We start from the raw sequence: 17,778 nt of genomic DNA, 5'->3' as shown, positions 1-17,778 counted from the left end.
TCTTCCTTCTCGGGCCCTCTCTTACTCCGCGCGTGGTTATCCCTTTCATCCGCTTAGTGACAGTATGTTATGAAGGGTGCCTCAGCCGACCAGTCGAAGGAGTCCACTGCGATGCCCCAACTCAGCGTCATCGTCTACGGACCGAACGCACAGGGGCATCTGACAGAGTTGCTGGACTCCCTGGAAGCCCGCCCCCTCCCCGCCGCCGAGGTCATCGTCGCCGCGGTCGGCGACTGGGCGCGGGAGACGGCCGAGGGCCACGCCCCCGAGACGGTGGTCGTACCGCTGCCGGAAGGCACCGGTGACGCGGCGGCCCGGGCCGCCGGCGCCGCCCGCGCGACCGGCCGCTGGCTGCACTTCGTCCACGCCAAGGACAGCCTGCCGGCCGGCGCCTCCCGGCTGATCGCCGAGCGGACCGCCGAGCTGGACGCCGCCGAGGGCACCGGGACGGACGTACTCGTCTTCGACCACCTCACCACCACCTGGCAGACCGCCGGCACCCCCTCCCGCGACGGCCGGCTCCTCGCCGCCGTCGGCCGCGAGAGCCTGCCCCTGGACGAGGCCGCCGACCTGCTGCGCCTCACCCCGCTGCTCGGCAACCGCGCCCTGCGCGCCGAGTTCTGGCGGGCGCACGAGGAGCACCTCACCACCGACGACGAACCGCGGGCCGCCCACGCCGCCCTGCTGCACGCCGACCGCGTCGCCTGTCTGAACCAGGTGGCGTACGAGAACCGCGAGCTGCGCCCCGAGAGCCTGCCGCCGCTCGCCCCCGAGGACCGGTTCGAGCTGATCGGCCGCTACGAGTCGCTGCTCGCCCTCGCCAAGGACCGCCGCGCCGCCCGCGCGGTGCTCTACGACCTGATGATGCGCGACCTCGTGCGCACCTTCGCCGGCGAGAACCTGCCCGACGCGGTGGCCCGCGAGTTCTTCCGCCGCGCCTCCCTCGCCGCGGTCCGCTGGCGCCCCGAGAACCACGAACGCCCCGCGGGCGTGGAGGGCGTACGGCACGCCCTGCTGGAGGAGGGCGCGTACACCAAGTACCGCGCGTTCCAGGCCGCCAACCGCACCCGCCGCGCCGCCAAGAAGGCCGTACGGACCCGGAAGAAGCAGGTCGGTGCCAAGCTCCGCGACCAGCAGTACCACCGCGCCCTGAGCCGCCCGGTCGACCCCGACCTGGCCGTGTTCGCCGCCTACTGGGAGCGCGGAGTGGCCTGCAACCCGGCCGCGATCGCCGCGAAGCTCCGCGAACTCGCCCCGCACATCCACCCGGTGTGGGTGGTGTCGAAGAGCAACGAGGCCCTGCTGCCGCCCGGCACCGACCATGTGATCCCCGGCACCCGTCGCTACTGGGAGACCCTGGCCACCGCCAAGTACCTCGTCAACAACGTCAACTTCCCCAACGCGGTGGTCAAGCGCCCCGACGCGATCCACCTCCAGACCCACCACGGCACCCCGCTCAAGCGCATGGGCCTGGACCAGATGGAGCACCCGGCCGCCGCCAAGGGCCTGGACTTCGACGCCCTGCTGGCCCGCATCGACAAGTGGGACTACAGCGTCAGCGCCAACAGCCACTCCACCCGCATGTGGGAGCGCGCCTACCCGGCCCGCTACACCTCGCTGGACTACGGCTACCCGCGCAACGACGTCTTCTACTCGGCCACGGCCGCCGACGTCCGCGCCGCCCGCGCACGCCTCGGCATCCCGCGCGGCAGGACGGCCGTCCTCTACGCGCCCACGCACCGCGACTACGAGGCCGGCTTCACCCCGCGCCTGGACCTCGCGGCCCTCGCCGACCGCCTCGGCGAGGACACGGTCCTCCTGGTCCGCGCCCACTACTTCTACGGCGGCGCCGCCTCCCCGCTGACCGGCCTGCGCCGCTCCGGCCGGATCATCGACGTCTCCTCCTACGATCCCGTCGAGGAGCTGTGCCTGGCCGCCGACGCGCTGGTCACGGACTACTCGTCGATCATGTTCGACTACGCCAACCTCGACCGGCCGATCGTCGTCTACGCCGACGACTGGGAGACCTACCGGACCACCCGCGGCGTCTACTTCGACCTGATGGCGGAACACCCCGGGCAGGTCGCCCGCACCCAGGAGGAGCTGACGGACATCTTCGCCTCCGGCGCCTGGCGCGACGAGAGCGCGGCGAAGGCACGGGCCGCCTTCCGGCGCCGGTTCTGCGAGTACGACGACGGCCGCGCCGCCGAACGGGTCGTACGACGGGTGTTCCTGGGCGAACCGGAGGAGTCACTGCCACCGGTGATCCCGCTGGAGGAACGCACCCCCGCCCCGACCCCCGAGGAGGCCTCGGCATGACGACCCCCGACGTGACGGTGACGGTCATCGTCTACAACGACGCGGCCCGCCTGCCCCGGGCGGTCGCCTCGCTGCGCGCGCAGACGCACGCGAACATCGAGATCATCATCAGCGACGACCACTCGACCGACGACACGCCCGCGGTGGCACGCCGGCTGGAGTCGGAGGACTCCCGCATCCGCTACCTCCGCCTGCCGGAGAACAGCGGCGGGTGCAGCGCACCGCGCAACCGGGCCGTCGAGATCGCCCGGGCGCCGTATCTGATGTTCCTCGACAGCGACGACGAACTCCCGCCCCGTGCGGTCGAGTTGCTGCTCGCCGCGCACCGCGAGCGCGAGGTGGACTTCACCATGGGCGCGGTGCGCCGGGTGCGGGTGGACAACGGCCGCCGTACGACGTGGATGCCGCACCTGGTCGCCGAGCGCCGCACGGTGGAGGGCATCGAGGCCGACCCGCGGCTGCTGTTCGAGCACCTGTCGACGAGCAAGATGTACGCGCGTTCCTTCCTGGACCGGCACGAGCTGCGCTTCCCGGAGGGCATCCACTACGAGGACCAGCTGTTCTCGGCGCAGGCGTACTGCCTGGCGAAGGCGTTCACGATCATTCCGGACCCGGTGTACGTCTGGTACATCGACCCGTTCGCGGCGGCGGCGGCCGCCTCGATCTCGAACCAGCGGCACAAGGTCACGAACGTCCGCGACCGCGTCCACGTCCAGCGCCTGATCGACGACTTCCTGGTGGAGAGCGGGCATGCGGGGCTGCGCGAGGACAAGGACTACAAGTTCCTCAAGCACGACTTCCGGATGTACGCGGGCGACCTCCCCTACCGGGACGAGGAGTGGCTGAGCGCCTTCGCCGACATCATGAACCCGTACCTGGAGACACTGTCCCCGGGTGCGTACGCCCGCCTGCCCCGCCCCGAGCGAGTGGTGCTGGAGCTGCTGCGGGAAGGCCGCCTGGACGACGTACGGCTCGCGGCCCGTGGTCTCGGGCACGGGGTGGCGCCGCGGCAGGTCACGGCCGATGCGTCCGGTGTCCCGTACTGGGGCGACGGCGTGCCCTCGTCCGACCGCGCCCGCCGTGAACTGGACGTGTCCGACCTGGAGTTGGACACGCGACCGTTCCCGAGCGCGCAGTTCCGGCACGAGATCACGGAGCTGACTCCCGGCGCCGGCGCCTCGCTCACCCTGGCCATCCGCACGTACGACCCGGGTCTGCGCCTGCCGGTCGGCCCGCAGCGGGCCGGCCTGATCCTCTCCCCCGGCAATCGCCGGATGACGGTGCCCTTCCGCCTGGATCCGGTCCACCCCGGTGTCTTCGAGGGCACGGTGCACCTGGACCTGACCGAGGCCCCGCTCCCCTTGCAGGGCTTCGACGGGGTACGTCACCCCCTGGTCCGCCTCCAGCAGCAGGGCCTGTCCAACTCCGGCCTCCTGCTGGCGCCGCTGGCCTTCCCCACCCTCAAGGCCCGTATCGAGTACCGCTCCGGCGCGACCCCGCACGAGCTCACCATCGAACCGGAGGGCCGCAACCCCGGCCGCCTGCAGCTCCGCTGGCGCCCGGTGGGAGTCACGGCCCGTGTCATCCGCCCGGTCGTCCAGAGGGTGGCCCGCCCGAAGATCCGCAAGGCAGCGAAGCTGTTGTCCAGCGTGCTCAGGTAAAAGGGCCGGTTCCAAAGCGCCGTCGTACCAAGGGCGCGTGGGCGGCTGCGGGTCCGTCGTGGCTGATCGCGCGGTTCCCCGCGCCCTTTCGGGGCGCGGGGAACCGCAGCTCAGGGCACTACTCGGTACAGGACCTGTCCACCCGGACCCACGGTCACCTTCCGCAGTCCCGGCCCCGCCAGGCTCCCCGGCCCCACGACCCACTTCACGCCGTACTCCCGCAGAATCCCGGCCCGCTCGGAAGCAGACGTCCCCGCGGCGAAGTACCGAGCCACCGCCGCATCCCGCCGCGCAGCGTCCCGCAGGAACACATCCGGATACCCCGGCGCCACGGTGTACGGCCCATACGCGGGGATCTGCCGCGAAGGAGTCGTCCGGGCCATCACCACATCGCCGTACTTCACCCACGGCGTGATCCAGTGATACCCCACCCACGGCGTCCGGTACTTCGAGGCGACCGCGGACGGCAGAGCGGCACGCCCCGTCACATAGCCGAGCGTCCCCACCTGCGTCCACGCGCCGACAAGCAGGGCGGCACCGAACGCGCACGCCCAGCCCACCCTCGCCCACGCTCGGCTTCGCTCGCGCGGGGGTACCCCCATCGCCCGCCGCCCGGCCGACACGACCTCCAGCGCGGCCGCGAGCTGCGCCGGGATCAGCGCGGCGGGCAGGGCACGGCCCCAGGAGTAGTGGCCGGTCAGCCCGCCCGCGGCGAACACCAGCACGCCGAGGACGAAGAACAGCACCAGCGGGTCCCAGCGGTCGCGGCGGAAGCGAAGCACCAGCGCCGCCACCCCGAGCAGCACCAGGCCGAACCGTGCGGCCAGATGCCCGTACAGCGGCTTGTGGATGGCCTCCAGGTCCGCGCCGGCGGAGAAGAGGGAGAAGAAGTCGTAGTACGGCCACAGCCACAGCAGGACCAGGCCCAGGGCGAGCGCGGCGGACAGTCGCAGCAGCACCGGTCGGGGCGGTCGCGCCGCGATCACCACCGCCAGGGCGCCCAGCGAGGCCACCACGCCGGTGAACTGGTGGCACAGCAGAATCAGTGCCCACAGCACACCGAGCCACAGCCACCTTCCCCACGCGGCCTCCTCCCGCGTCGCCCGCGTGACCCAGGCCCAGAAGTGAAAGGTGAGGCCGAGCGCGAAGACGCTGGGGTACGACACCGTCAGCGCAAGGGAGTTCAGGCCCAGGAAACCGGACCAGTTGAACAGCAGCGGGCCCCAGAGGAAGAGCAGGCTGAGCAGCGCCAGGGCGGGTGCCATGCCATGGGAGCTGAGCGTGCGGACGTACCGCCAGACACCGGTGACCAGCAGGGACAGGCCGGCCAGCGCGGCCAGTCGCAGGACCACGAACACCGAAAGGCCGGTCAGCTTGGCGCCCAGGCCCAGGACCAGCATCCACGGCGAGTAGTAGGGGCTCGGCGTGTCCGCGTCGACCAGCGGGTTGCCGGGATGGAGCAGGTGGTGGCTCAGGCGCTGGACGGTGGCGGCGTGCATGCCGAGGTCGCCCGCCCAGGGCAGGCGGACGATGACCAGGAGCAGGAGGACCACGACGAGCGCGGCGGCGGCCTGCGGCAGCGCCCGGCCGGCCCGCGCGGCGCCCTGCGGGGACGGTGTGCGGCTCACCGGCTCGGTGTCAGACGGTGCGGTGTGCATCCTGCTGGAACACCCAGGTGCGGTAGACGAGGAAGCGGAAGGCGGAGGCGAGCACGATCGACAGTGCCTTCGCCACATTCGACTCGATCACGCTGTGCAGGCCGAGACCGTGGTAACCGGCCCAGAACAGGCCGATTTCCATGACGACACCGAGCCCGCTGAAGACGAAGAACAGGATGATCTGGCTGCGGGTGCGCGAGGACCGGTCGCGATAGGCGAAATAGCGGAAGCCCAGGTAATTGGTCGCCATCGCGACACAGCTGGCCAGCACCGTCGCGGTCATCGCCTGCCAACCGAGGCCGTGCAGCAGCAGGTTGAAGATCAGGAAATTGACGAGGACACCGCTGCCGCCGACGACCCCGAATTTCACGACCTCCAGCACGACACGCGTGACGGGCCGCCGGGCCGGAGCCGGAGCCGGCGCGGGTGCTGGTGCCGGGCGGGTCTCGGTGAGTTGAACAGTCACAGCGCAGACCCTATCCGAAAGGCACCGATTAGCAGGAAACGGTAAATTCGCTGATCGTTTTTGTATAAGGGTCGGCAAGAACGGGAACGCCCCGGGCCGATTTGTCGTCGGCCCGGGGCGTTCTCACCGTCGTACGGCTCTCAGTGCCCGACTGCTACGAATGCGTGCGCAGCAGCGTCCGCATCGTCCGCATCGCCACCGACAGGTTGGCGAGGTCGAAGGTCTCCGAACCACGGATCTCCTCCAGGGTGGTGCGCGCCCGGCTCAGGATGGGCGCGTTCTTCTGCTCCCAGGCCTTGTAGCGCTGCTCGGGCGTGGAGGTGCCGTTGCCGACCGCGAGGACGTCCGCGGTGAGCGCCGCGTGCGCCGCGTACAGGTCCTCGCGGATGGAGGCGCGGGCCATGGACTGCCAGCGGTCGGCGCGGGGCAGCTCGATGATGCGGTCCATCAGCTGGGTGATGTTCAGCCGGTCGGCGAGGTCGTAGTAGATCTCGGCGACGTCGAGCGGCTCCTTGCCCATGCGGTCGGCGACCGACACGATGTCGAGCGTCGGGAAGGCGGAGGAGAACCCGGCCACGCGCGTGGCGAGTTCGTCCGGGACGCCGGCCGCGGACAGCTCGTCGTACACGTGCTGGTACCACTCCAGGTCCGCGCCCCGCAGCAGCTTCGGCAGCTCCTGCCAGACCCGCTCGACCCGCTCGGCGAAGAACTCGACCGTCTCGGCGAGCTGCAGCGGCTGCGGCCGGTTGTTCAGCAGCCAGCGCGTGCCGCGCTCGACGAGCCGGCGCGAGTGCAGCCGGATCCGGGTCTGGACGGCCGCGTCGACCTTGTTGTCCAGGGCCTCCACCGCGTCCCACACCGGCGCCGAGCAGAAGATCGCGCGGGCCGCGGTCTGGGCCCGGACGATCTCCTCCAGGGAGGCGCCGGTCTCCTCGCGCAGACGGTGCAGATACGTCGTACCGCCCGTGTTGACCGTGTCGTTGACCAGCACGGTCGTGGTGATCTCCCGGCGCAGCGGGTGGTTGTCGACGGCCTCCGGGAACCGCTCGCGCAGTGCCGTCGGGAAGTAGGCGTGCAGCAGGCTGCGCAGGTACGGGTCGTCGGGCAGGGAGGTGGCCAGCAGCTCCTCGGCGACCGTGATCTTGGTGTACGCCAGCACGACCGCGGTCTCCGGGCTGGTCAGCCCCTGGCCCTGGCCGAGGCGCTCGCGGATCTGACGGTCGGTCGGCAGGAACTCCAGCGCGCGGTCCAGGTGGCCCTCGCGCACCAGGTGGCGCAGGAACCGCTGCTGGGCGTGGAGCATGTCCTTGGCCTGGAACAGGGCGTTGGCCAGGGCGGTGTTCTGCGCGTAGTTGTTGCGCAGGACGAGCGCGCCCACCTCGTCGGTCATCTCGGCGAGCAGCTTGTTGCGCTGCTTGACGGTCATGTCGCCGTCCGCGACCAGGCCGTTCAGCAGGATCTTGATGTTCACCTCGTGGTCGGAGGTGTCCACGCCGGCGCTGTTGTCGATCGCGTCGGTGTTGATCTTCCCGCCGTGCAGCGCGAACTCGATGCGGCCGAGCTGGGTCAGACCCAGGTTGCCGCCCTCGCCGACGACCTTGACCCGCAGGTCGGCGCCGTCGACGCGGATGGCGTCGTTGGCCTTGTCGCCGACGTCCCCGTTCGACTCCGTCGACGCCTTCACGTAGGTGCCGATGCCGCCGTTCCACAGCAGGTCCACCGGCGACCGCAGGATCGCCTTCATCAGGTCCGCGGGGGTCATCTTGGCGACCTTGCCCTCGATGCCGAGGGCCTCGCGGATGTGGCTGTTGACCGGGATCGACTTGGCGCTGCGCGGGAAGATCCCGCCGCCCGCCGACAGCAGCTCGGTGTTGTAGTCGGCCCAGCTGGAGCGGGGCAGCTCGAACAGGCGGCGGCGCTCGGCGTAGGAGGTGGCCGCGTCCGGGGTGGGGTCGATGAAGATGTGCCGGTGGTCGAAGGCGGCGACCAGGCGGATGTGCTCGCTCAGCAGCATGCCGTTGCCGAACACGTCACCGGACATGTCACCGATGCCGACGACCGTGAAGTCCTCGGACTGCGTGTCCACGCCCAGCTCACGGAAGTGCCGCTTCACGGACTCCCAGGCGCCGCGCGCGGTGATGCCCATGCCCTTGTGGTCGTAGCCGGCCGAGCCGCCGGAGGCGAAGGCGTCGCCGAGCCAGAAGTTGTACTTCTCGGCGACCCCGTTGGCGATGTCCGAGAAGGTCGCGGTGCCCTTGTCGGCCGCGACGACCAGGTAGGTGTCGTCGCCGTCGTGGCGGACGACGTCCTGCGGCGGCACGACCTCGCCGGCGACCATGTTGTCGGTGATGTCGAGCAGCGCCGAGATGAACGTCTTGTAGCTGGCGACGCCCTCGGCCAGCCAGGCGTCACGGTCCACGCTCGGGTCCGGCAGCTGCTTGGCGACGAAGCCGCCCTTGGCGCCGACCGGCACGATGACGGTGTTCTTCACCATCTGCGCCTTGACCAGGCCCAGGATCTCCGTGCGGAAGTCCTCACGGCGGTCGGACCAGCGCAGGCCACCGCGGGCGACCTTGCCGAAGCGCAGGTGCACACCCTCGACCCGCGGCGAGTACACCCAGATCTCGTACGCCGGGCGGGGCGCCGGCAGGTCCGGGATGGCCTGCGGGTCGAACTTCATGGAGACGTAGTCGTGCGGCTTGCCGCCGAGCGCCTCCTGGAAGAAGTTCGTGCGCAGGGTCGCCTTGATGACGGTCAGGAAGGACCTGAGGATCCGGTCCTCGTCCAGGCTCGCCACCTGGTCCAGGGCCGCGTCCAGCTCCTCCAGCAGGGCGTCCGTGATCTCGAGACCGGCCTTCTGCCGGTCCGGCGACATCCGCGCCTCGAACAGCGAGACGAGGAGCCGGGTGGTGTGGACGTTGTTGCGGAGGGTGTCCTCCATGTAGTCCTGCGAGAAGGTCGAACCGGCCTGCCGCAGGTACTTGGCGTAGGCGCGCAGCACCATCGCCTGCCGCCAGGTCAGCCCCGCGCTCAGCACCAGCGCGTTGAAGCCGTCGTTCTCCGCCTTGCCGGTCCAGGTGGCGGCGAAGGCCTCCTGGAAGCGCTCACGGGCGTCGTCGGCGAGGTGGTCGCCGCTGCCCGCCCTGGGCATGCGCAGACCGAAGTCGTAGATCCAGGCGGTGGTGCGGTCCGCACAGCGCAGCTCGTACGGCCGCTCGTCGGTGACCTCGACGCCGAGGCGGCTGAGCACCGGCAGCACCTTGGAAAGGGAGACGGTGCCGCCCTTCTGGTAGATCTTGAACCGGCGCTCCTCCGGTCCGGCGCCCACCGGCTCGTACAGGCTCAGGCTGAACGTCTTGTCCTCGCTGAGCTGCTCCAGGTGGACCAGGTCGGCGACCGCGGCGCGCGGCGTGTGGTCGGCCTTGTAGCCCTCGGGGAAGGCGTGGTTGTAGCGGCGCAGCACCTCGGCCGCGTGCTCCTCGCCGCACTCGGCGGTCAGCGCCTCGGCGAACGCGTCGGCCCAGGACCGGGCGGCCTCGACCAGACGGGCCTCGATGCGGTCCTTGTCGGCGTCCGACAGCTCGGGCAGCACGGTGCCCGGCGGGACGCGGACGACGAAGTGCAGCCGGGAGAGGATCGACTCGGTGTTCCAGGCGGTGAAGTCGACGCTGACGCCGCCGAGCTCCTCCTTCAGGATGTCGATGATCCGCAGCCGGACACCGGTGGTGTACCGGTCGCGCGGGAGGTAGACGAGGGCCGAGTAGTAGCGGCCGTACTCGTCCTGGCGCAGGTAGAGCCGCAGGCGCCGCCGCTCCTGCAGGTACAGGACGCTGGTCACGATGGACTGCAGCTCGGCGACGGGCGTCTGGAACAGCTCGTCGCGCGGGTAGGTCTCCAGGATCTGCAGCAGGTCGCGGCCGTCGTGGCTGTGGGGCGAGAACCCGGCGCGCTCCAGCACCTCGTCCACCTTGCGGCGGATGACGGGCACCCGGCGGACGGACTCGGTGTAGGCGGCGGAGGAGAACAGACCGAGGAAGCGCCGCTCCCCGACGACGTTCCCGTCCGCGTCGAACTTCTTGACGCCGATGTAGTCCAGGTACGACGGCCGGTGCACGGTGGCGCGGCTGTTGGCCTTGGTCAGCACGAGCAGCTTGTGCTCGCGGGCCTTGGCGCGGGCGTCGGCGGGCAGCCGCTCGAAGGAGGGGCTGACGGGGTGCTGCTCGTCCTCGGCGTGGTGCGGGTCCGAGCGCAGTATGCCGAGTCCGGTGCCGGGCACGGCGGCGAGCGTGTCGTCCTCGCGCAGCTGGTACTCGCGGTAGCCGAGGAAGGTGAAGTGGTCGTCGGCGAGCCAGCGCAGCAGCTCGCGGGCCTCCTCGACCTCGGGCCGGGGCAGATCGGCCGGGACGGGCTCGCTCTCCAGGCCGTCGGCGATCCGGGTCGCCGACTCCCGCATCTTCTCCCAGTCCTCGACGGCCTCGCGCACGTCGGACAGCACACGCAGCAGATCGGCGGTGATCTGCTTCAGGTCGGCGCGGTCGGTCTCCCGGTCGATCTCGACGTGGATCCAGGACTCGAAGTGCGCGTCGTGCGGCAGGTCGCCGCCCGGCGGGGTCGGCAGGACCTCGATGAGCTTGCCGGTGAGGTCGCGGCGGACCACGAACTGCGGGTGTACGACGACGTGGATGCCGCGCCCGCGCCGGGTCAGCTCATTGGTGACCGAGTCGACGAGGAAGGGCATGTCGTCGGTGACGACCTCCACGACCGAGTGGCTGCAGGTCCACCCGTTCTCCTCCACGGTCGGGGTGTGGACCCGCACGTTCGCCGTGCCCTGGGGGCGCATCTCGGCGAGACGGTAGTGCGAGACCGCGGCGCCGAAGACGTCGACCGGGTCGCGGTCGGTGAGGTCTTCCGGGGCGGTGTGCAGGTAGTAGCGCTGGAGGAACGCGAGCATGGACTCGCTGTCCGGGGTGCCCGGGGAGCCCTCGCCCTCGGTCCCGGTCGGTAGGTGCCCCCCGACCGGGCTGTTCTCAGCTACCCGGGCGGCCCTCTCGAGCAGCTCGGCCTTGGCTTCGTCCAGCTTGGTCTGCATTGTCCTCTGACTCCTGTCGCGCGCCGTTGCGTGACGTAGAAGGAAGTACGGTCTCTTTCCCTCCGGCTCGACGCCACGGCCCGGGGTGTCCGGTCCGCTTCGACGCTATGCCGCGAGGTGAGATGAGCGGGGGGTATTCGGCCATTCTCGACACGCCCGTGGGGTGTGACGCTGCTCTCGGCGCCGCCGTGTCCAGGGTTTTCCTCGGCGTCCCGGGGGCTGCTGCGGCCCCGTCCCGCCCGCGAAGACCAGCGACCGCCGCCCGGTCACGGAGGTGTTCCGTGCAACCCGGGCGCAGGGCAGGAGCAGGATCGCCCCCGCGAGATATCGCGCTGATCACGCCACAAGGCTATCGCTCCTTACCCGGGGCCCGTCATGAGCCGTATGTGTACAAAACCGAGGGGTGAAGTTTGACGTTCTGCACAGGGGTGGGTTGAGGCGCGGTGACGTATCCGGTGAGGTGCCCGGTCGCGCCGGACGGGGCCTGACCGCACTCTGAGAGCAGAGCACCCTGCCACGAGGTGCGCTCCCGGCGCTTGGACGTGGGCCGGAACCGCGACGGCCCTCTTGGCAAGCACGCCCGGTGTTGGCACGTTGCCAGGGACAGTGAGTCCCGCACAGGAGCACACACGTAGTACGGAAGCACCGGAGCACCCGGAGGAGCCGACATGCCCGCGAAGATCCTGATCGTCACCGGCGACGCGGCAGAGTCCCTGGAAGTCCTCTACCCGTACCAGCGCCTGCGCGAGGAAGGCTACGAGGTCCATATCGCGGCCCCCTCCCGCAAGACCCTCCGCTTCGTCGTCCACGACTTCGAACCCGGCTACGACACCTACACCGAGAAGCCCGGCTACACCTGGCCCGCAGACCTGGCCTTCGCCGACGTGGACCCCGGCGAGTACGCGGCCCTCGTCATCCCCGGCGGCCGGGCCCCCGAGTATCTGCGCAACGACCCCGAGCTCCGCAAGATCCTCAAGGCGTTCTTCGACTCCGACCGGCCGGTCGCCCAGATCTGCCACGGCCCGCTGCTCACCGCGGCGATCGACAGCCTGCGCGGCCGCCGGGTCACGGCGTATCCCGCGCTGGAGCCCGACATGCAGGCGGCCGGGGCGAGCTTCCAGGACACCGCGGCCGTGGTCGACGGCACCCTGGTCTCCTCCCGAGCCTGGCCCGACCACCCGACCTGGATGCGCGAGTTCCTCAAGATCCTGCGCTCCAAGGCGCCGGTGAGCTGAGGGGCGGGCGTAGCTGCGATAGCTGCGGGCAGTCGTGCCTCCCCCAGGGCCGTGAAGGCCTGGGGGACCCCCAGGCGGCACGACTGGGCGCCGGCGCCGGCAGGCGAACCCACCCCGCCACAGCCCAGGCACCGGCACCGCACCCGCGGCTACGCCGCTATTCGCTGCGCTTCCTCCACCGCCTCGGCCAACGTGTCCACCACCGGCACCCCCACTTCCTCAAGACTGGCCCGGCTGTGCGACCCCCCGGTGTACAGCACGGCCCGCGCCCCCACCCCCCGCGCGGCGACCGCGTCATCCGCCGCGTCCCCGATCACCACGGTCCGCGCCGGCTCCACGACCCCGCTCAGCGCCTCCAGATGCCGGGCCATGTGCGCGGCCTTGCTCCCCCCGGACGGACCCGTACGCCCGTCGACCCGCAGAAAGTGCGCCTCGATCCCGAACCCGCGCACGAGCGGCACCAGTTCCTCATGCACATACATGCTCAGCAGCGACTGGCTGTGCCCCGCCGACCGCCACCCCACGAGCAACGCCTCCGCCCCCTCGGTCAGACCACACCGCACCCGGTGCTCGGCGTAGTACCGGTGGAAGACCCCGTCCATCAGCTCCCACTCGGCATCGGTCGGCAGCCGCCCGATCAAGCGCTCGTAGAACTTCGGCACCGGCACGCAGTACAGCGACCGGTACTGCTCCAGCGTGATCGGCTCGAGCCCCAGCTCGGCGAAGGCCGCGTTCGTCGCCCCGATGATCGCGTCATTGTCGTGGAACAACGTGCCGTTCCAGTCCCAGACGATGTGCGCGCTGCCCTTCATCCCCATGCCAGAAACCGTACCCGCCCCCACTGACAATGCGGCCGGCCGGTGAATCCGCCAGGTCAGATCGGGTCAGGCGAGTCCGACGAGGTGGGGGATCTCCTGCGAGGCGTACCAGAGCAGCTCGTGATCGTCCGCGCCGTCCACGACGAACTGCGCGTCGTCGTCCCCACCGTCGGCCGCCTCCAGCGCCTCCGCCGCCGCGGCCACGTCCTGCTCCGCGCCCTCGGAGTCGACATGCACCGCGGCCGCCTTGGCGAGCGGCACGGTCGCCGTCACGGTCACCTCGCCGAGGGCGGACGGGTCCAGCCCACGGTCCGGGTCGACGCTCGCGGCGCCGTCGGCCACGTCCACCGCGACCACGACCCGGCGCCGTACCGCCCCCGGGTCCGCCGCCAGCAGCCGCAGGGAGGCCAGCGCGGCCCGGCTGAGCGCCGCGTACTCCAGCTCCTCGATGTCCTCGGAGAGATACCACTCGCGCAGCGCGGGCGTGACGGCATACGCCAGGAACGGGCCGGTCCCCAGCTCGCCCGTCTTGTGCGCCTCGGCGAGACCGGGGAGGGTCAGGGGGACGTAGACGCGCATGCTGGCCGCTCTTTCCTGCTCAAAGGCTCCGCTGAGCCCCGGGAAGGCCGACTGCCGCGTCTCCCGAGGGCCTTCAGGATACGTGCGCCGGTCCCCTTTCGGGTCTGTACCCAGGCCCCGGGAGCCGTCCATTCCCGGCCTCGAATTCACCCGGTACACCCGCCACACCTCGGGGTGCGACGCGCCCCGCATCCCTCGGATAGGTGAACCGTCCCGCGCCTTCGGAGCCCTCCCCGCCCTCCTTGCCACCTCGCTCGCGGCCCCCGTACAAGATCCCCACCAGCGAGTTACCGCCCGGTATCACCGGGCCCGCCGAACGGGGATCCCATGAACAAGGTCATGAGCCGCACCGCGCACCGGACGACGAACCGCACGCCCCACCCGTGCCACCGTCCGCCGACCCGCCACGACACCCGCCGCCCGGGCGGCGCCCCACCCCGCAAGCCGTCCATCAAGGGCAGGCACGCCATGCCACCGGCCGCGCCCCGAAACGCCGACACGGCCCGCACAACGCCGGAGACCGGCTTGCCCCCGGTACGCCCCACCGACCTCTTCGCCGACCGTCTGGTGGCCGTCCTGAGCGGTCAGCGGCCCGTTCACTGGATGCTCCGCCACACCGCCGGCCGCGCCTACGACGACCTGACCCGCCTCGCCGAACGCCGCCCCCTGCGCACACGCGGAGCCCGCCCGGTCGTCCACGACATCGGCTACTACGTGCCCAGCGAGGGCGCCTTGGAGGTCTTCGCCCGCATCGCCGCCGGCAACCAACTCCGCGCCCTGGCCTTCCGCCTGGAACGCGGCCAGGACCTCCGCTGGCGCTGCACAGCAGTGGAGACCGGCCCCCGCCCCTAGCAAGACAAGGGCCGGGCCCCCAGAGGAACCCGGCCCTGCGCAAACGGCTGAAGCGCCGCAGGCGACCGCTACTTCTTACGGCGCCGCCCGCCCTTGGCCTGCCGCCGCCGCTCCGCCCGCGTCAGCCCGTCCGCCTCGGAGCGCACCGGCTCGTCGTCCTCCAGGTCGCGCTCCACGATGCCGCCCTCGCCGTCGACGGTCGGCGCCGAGAAGTGCAGATCCCTCCGCTGCGGAACGTCCAGCCCCTTCGCGCGGATCTCCGGACGCGCCCCGGCCTGTGCCGGAACCGTCTCCGGAACACCCTCGCCGACCGGCTCCGCGGCCTCGACCGGGACCTCCTCGACCTGCTGCTCGACCTGGACCTCCAGGTTGAACAGATAGCCGACGGACTCCTCCTTGATGCCGTCCATCATCGCGGTGAACATGTCGAAGCCCTCACGCTGGTACTCGACCAGCGGGTCCTTCTGCGCCATCGCGCGCAGGCCGATGCCCTCCTGGAGGTAGTCCATCTCGTAGAGGTGCTCGCGCCACTTGCGGTCGAGGACCGACAGCACGACTCGGCGCTCCAGCTCACGCATGATCTCGGAGCCGAGCTGCGCCTCCCGGGCCTCGTACTGCTCATGGATGTCGTCCTTGATGGACTCGGAGATGAACTCCGCGGTCAGACCGGCCCGGTCGCCGGCCGCCTCCTCCAGCTCCTCGATGGTGACCTTCACCGGGTACAGCTGCCGGAAGGCGCCCCACAGCCGGTCCAGGTCCCAGTCCTCGGGGAAGCCCTCGGAGGTCTCCGCGTGGACGTACGCGTCGATGGTGTCGTCCATGAAGTGCTGGATCTGCTCGTGCAGGTCCTCGCCCTCCAGCACGCGGCGCCGCTCGCCGTAGATGACCTCGCGCTGCCGGTTGAGGACCTCGTCGTACTTCAGAACGTTCTTACGGGTCTCGAAGTTCTGCTGCTCGACCTGCGACTGCGCGGACGCGATCGCGCGCGTGACCATCTTGTTCTCGATCGGCACGTCGTCCGGCACGTTGGCCATGGACATCACGCGCTCGACCATCTGCGCCTTGAACAGACGCATCAGGTCGTCGCCGAGGGAGAGGTAGAAGCGGGACTCGCCGGGGTCGCCCTGACGGCCGGAACGACCGCGCAGCTGGTTGTCGATACGACGCGACTCGTGCCGCTCGGTGCCGAGGACGTAGAGACCGCCGAGCGCCTCGACCTCCTCCTTCTCGGCCTTGACCGCGGCCTCGGCGCGCTCCAGCGCCGCCGGCAGGGCCGCGGCCCACTCCTCGATGTGCTCCTCGGGGTCGAGGCCGCGCTGGCGCAGCTCCGCCTCGGCGAGGTCCTCGGGGTTGCCGCCGAGCTTGATGTCCGTACCACGGCCGGCCATGTTGGTGGCCACGGTCACCGCGCCCTTGCGGCCGGCCTGCGCGACGATCTGCGCCTCGCGCTCGTGGTGCTTGGCGTTCAGCACCTCGTGCTGGATGCCGCGCTTGCTGAGCTGCTGCGAGAGGTACTCCGACTTCTCGACGGAGGTCGTGCCGACGAGGATCGGCTGGCCCTTCTCGTGCTTCTCGGCGATGTCGTCGACGACCGCCTCGAACTTGGCGACCTCGGTGCGGTAGATCAGGTCCGACTGGTCCTTGCGGATCATCGGCTTGTTGGTCGGGATCGGGACCACGCCGAGCTTGTAGATCTGGTGGAACTCGGCGGCCTCGGTCATCGCCGTACCGGTCATGCCGGACAGCTTCGAGTAGAGGCGGAAGAAGTTCTGCAGGGTGATCGTGGCGAGCGTCTGGTTCTCGTCCTTGATGTCCACCCCTTCCTTCGCCTCGATCGCCTGGTGCATGCCCTCGTTGTAGCGGCGGCCGGCGAGGATACGGCCGGTGTGCTCGTCGACGATCATGACCTCGCCGTCGATGACGACGTAGTCCTTGTCGCGCTTGAAGAGCTCCTTGGCCTTGATGGCGTTGTTCAGGTAGCCCACGAGCGGGGTGTTCACCGACTCGTAGAGGTTGTCGATGCCCAGCCAGTCCTCGACCTTGGTGACACCGGACTCGTGGATGGCGACCGTGCGCTTCTTCTCGTCGACGTCGTAGTCGCCGGTCTCCTCCATGCCCTTCAGCGGGTTGCCCGCCTCGCCCCTCTTCAGGCGCGTGACCAGCTTGGCGAAGTCGCCGTACCACTTGGTGGCCTGGTCGGCCGGGCCCGAGATGATCAGCGGCGTACGGGCCTCGTCGACGAGGATGGAGTCGACCTCGTCGACGATGGCGAAGTTGTGTCCGCGCTGGACGAGCTCGTCCTTGGACCACGCCATGTTGTCGCGCAGGTAGTCGAAGCCGAACTCGTTGTTCGTGCCGTAGGTGATGTCGCAGTTGTACTGCTCGCGGCGCTGGGCCGGGGTCATGCTGGCGAGGATGCAGCCGACGCTCAGGCCCAGGAACTTGTGGACGCGACCCATCATCTCGGAGTCGCGCTCGGCCAGGTAGTCGTTGACCGTGACGATGTGGACGCCCTCGCCGGACAGGGCGTTCAGATAAGCGGGCAGGGTGCCGACGAGGGTCTTGCCCTCACCGGTCTTCATCTCGGCCACATAGCCGAGGTGGAGGGCGGCGCCACCCATCAGCTGCACGTCGTAGTGCCGCTGGCCGAGGACGCGCTTGGCGGCCTCACGGACGGTGGCGAAGGCCTCGGGGAGCAGGTCGTCCAGGCTCTCACCATCGGCGTACCGCTGCTTGTACTCATCGGTGAGGGCCCGCAGCTCGGCGTCGGAGAGGTTCACGAAGTCCTCTTCGATGGAGTTGACCTGGTCCGCGATGCGGTGCAGCTTGCGCAGGATCTTGCCTTCGCCTGCACGCATGATCTTCGAGAGGACGGACACGGGGGTTTGTCTCCTTGCCGGTCGGGCCTGGGACGGTCGGTTTCCATTTGACGTACTGAGCAACGGCCATCGTATGCGAGACCCCGGCTGGGCCGGGAGGCCTGGCGGTCCGACGGCTGCTTCGTGGCTGCTTCATCCCGGACAACGGACGGGGCACACGGATAGTGCCGCATCCGCGCGAGGAATTGCGCGAACTGTGATCACGCGCTCACATATAGCGAA

The 17,778-nt window shown here is 70.3% G+C and carries 10 protein-coding genes; 4 read left to right on the top strand and 6 right to left on the bottom strand.

What is annotated here, in order from left to right; translation table 11 throughout:
• Positions 1-111 precede the first annotated feature (111 nt).
• Together ACZ418_RS00125 and ACZ418_RS00120 are read left to right on the top strand one after the other, a co-directional pair.
• Positions 112-2,319 (top strand): CDP-glycerol glycerophosphotransferase family protein, encoded by a 2,208-nt coding sequence (locus tag ACZ418_RS00125; protein ID WP_468354468.1) that lies wholly within the window; start codon positions 112-114, stop codon positions 2,317-2,319.
• A complete protein-coding gene (locus ACZ418_RS00120) occupies positions 2,316-3,980 on the top strand; it encodes a glycosyltransferase family 2 protein (protein ID WP_468354465.1) in 1,665 nt (554 codons plus the stop codon). Before ACZ418_RS00125 ends, ACZ418_RS00120 begins: the two co-directional genes overlap by 4 nt.
• A 110-nt stretch (positions 3,981-4,090) precedes the next feature.
• Here ACZ418_RS00120 and ACZ418_RS00115 read toward each other — a convergent pair whose 3' ends face one another.
• From ACZ418_RS00115 to ACZ418_RS00105, 3 genes are all read right to left on the bottom strand, one after another.
• The gene (locus tag ACZ418_RS00115) at positions 4,091-5,638 is read right to left on the bottom strand and encodes a hypothetical protein (protein WP_468354462.1); all 1,548 of its coding nucleotides are present in this window, start codon (positions 5,636-5,638) and stop codon (positions 4,091-4,093) included.
• On the bottom strand, positions 5,619-6,020 hold the full coding sequence (locus ACZ418_RS00110) for a GtrA family protein (protein WP_468354459.1): 402 nt from the start codon (positions 6,018-6,020) through the stop codon (positions 5,619-5,621). Before ACZ418_RS00110 ends, ACZ418_RS00115 begins: the two co-directional genes overlap by 20 nt.
• Positions 6,021-6,258: 238 nt before the next feature.
• Positions 6,259-11,193 carry an NAD-glutamate dehydrogenase gene (locus ACZ418_RS00105; RefSeq protein WP_468354456.1) on the bottom strand — a complete coding sequence of 1,645 codons (4,935 nt, stop codon included), beginning with the start codon at positions 11,191-11,193 and terminating at the stop codon, positions 6,259-6,261.
• Between the two features lie 668 nt (positions 11,194-11,861).
• Here ACZ418_RS00105 and ACZ418_RS00100 point away from each other — a divergent pair.
• Positions 11,862-12,428, top strand: a complete 567-nt coding sequence (locus ACZ418_RS00100; RefSeq protein ID WP_468354453.1) for a DJ-1/PfpI family protein — start codon at positions 11,862-11,864, stop codon at positions 12,426-12,428.
• Between the two features lie 149 nt (positions 12,429-12,577).
• Here the strand turns inward: ACZ418_RS00100 and ACZ418_RS00095 are convergent, their stop codons facing one another.
• Together ACZ418_RS00095 and ACZ418_RS00090 are read right to left on the bottom strand one after the other, a co-directional pair.
• On the bottom strand, positions 12,578-13,246 hold the full coding sequence (locus ACZ418_RS00095; RefSeq protein WP_468354450.1) for an HAD family hydrolase: 669 nt from the start codon (positions 13,244-13,246) through the stop codon (positions 12,578-12,580).
• A 66-nt stretch (positions 13,247-13,312) separates the two neighbouring features.
• On the bottom strand, positions 13,313-13,825 hold the full coding sequence (locus ACZ418_RS00090; RefSeq protein WP_468354447.1) for a DUF6912 family protein: 513 nt from the start codon (positions 13,823-13,825) through the stop codon (positions 13,313-13,315).
• 327 nt (positions 13,826-14,152) lie between these two features.
• On the opposite strand from ACZ418_RS00090, the gene ACZ418_RS00085 reads away from it, so the two are divergent.
• The gene (locus ACZ418_RS00085) at positions 14,153-14,677 is read left to right on the top strand and encodes an Rv3235 family protein (RefSeq protein WP_468354444.1); all 525 of its coding nucleotides are present in this window, start codon (positions 14,153-14,155) and stop codon (positions 14,675-14,677) included.
• 68 nt (positions 14,678-14,745) lie between these two features.
• On the opposite strand, the gene secA is transcribed toward ACZ418_RS00085, so the two are convergent.
• Complete coding sequence (secA, locus tag ACZ418_RS00080; protein ID WP_468354441.1) at positions 14,746-17,556, bottom strand: preprotein translocase subunit SecA; 2,811 nt, start codon at positions 17,554-17,556, stop codon at positions 14,746-14,748.
• Between the last annotated feature and the right edge of the window lie 222 nt (positions 17,557-17,778).

Source organism: Streptomyces sp. NPDC030820, from assembly GCF_055572075.1.
The sequence above is the reverse complement of the archived record's forward strand: the minus strand, read 5'-3'. Positions and strand labels throughout refer to the sequence as shown.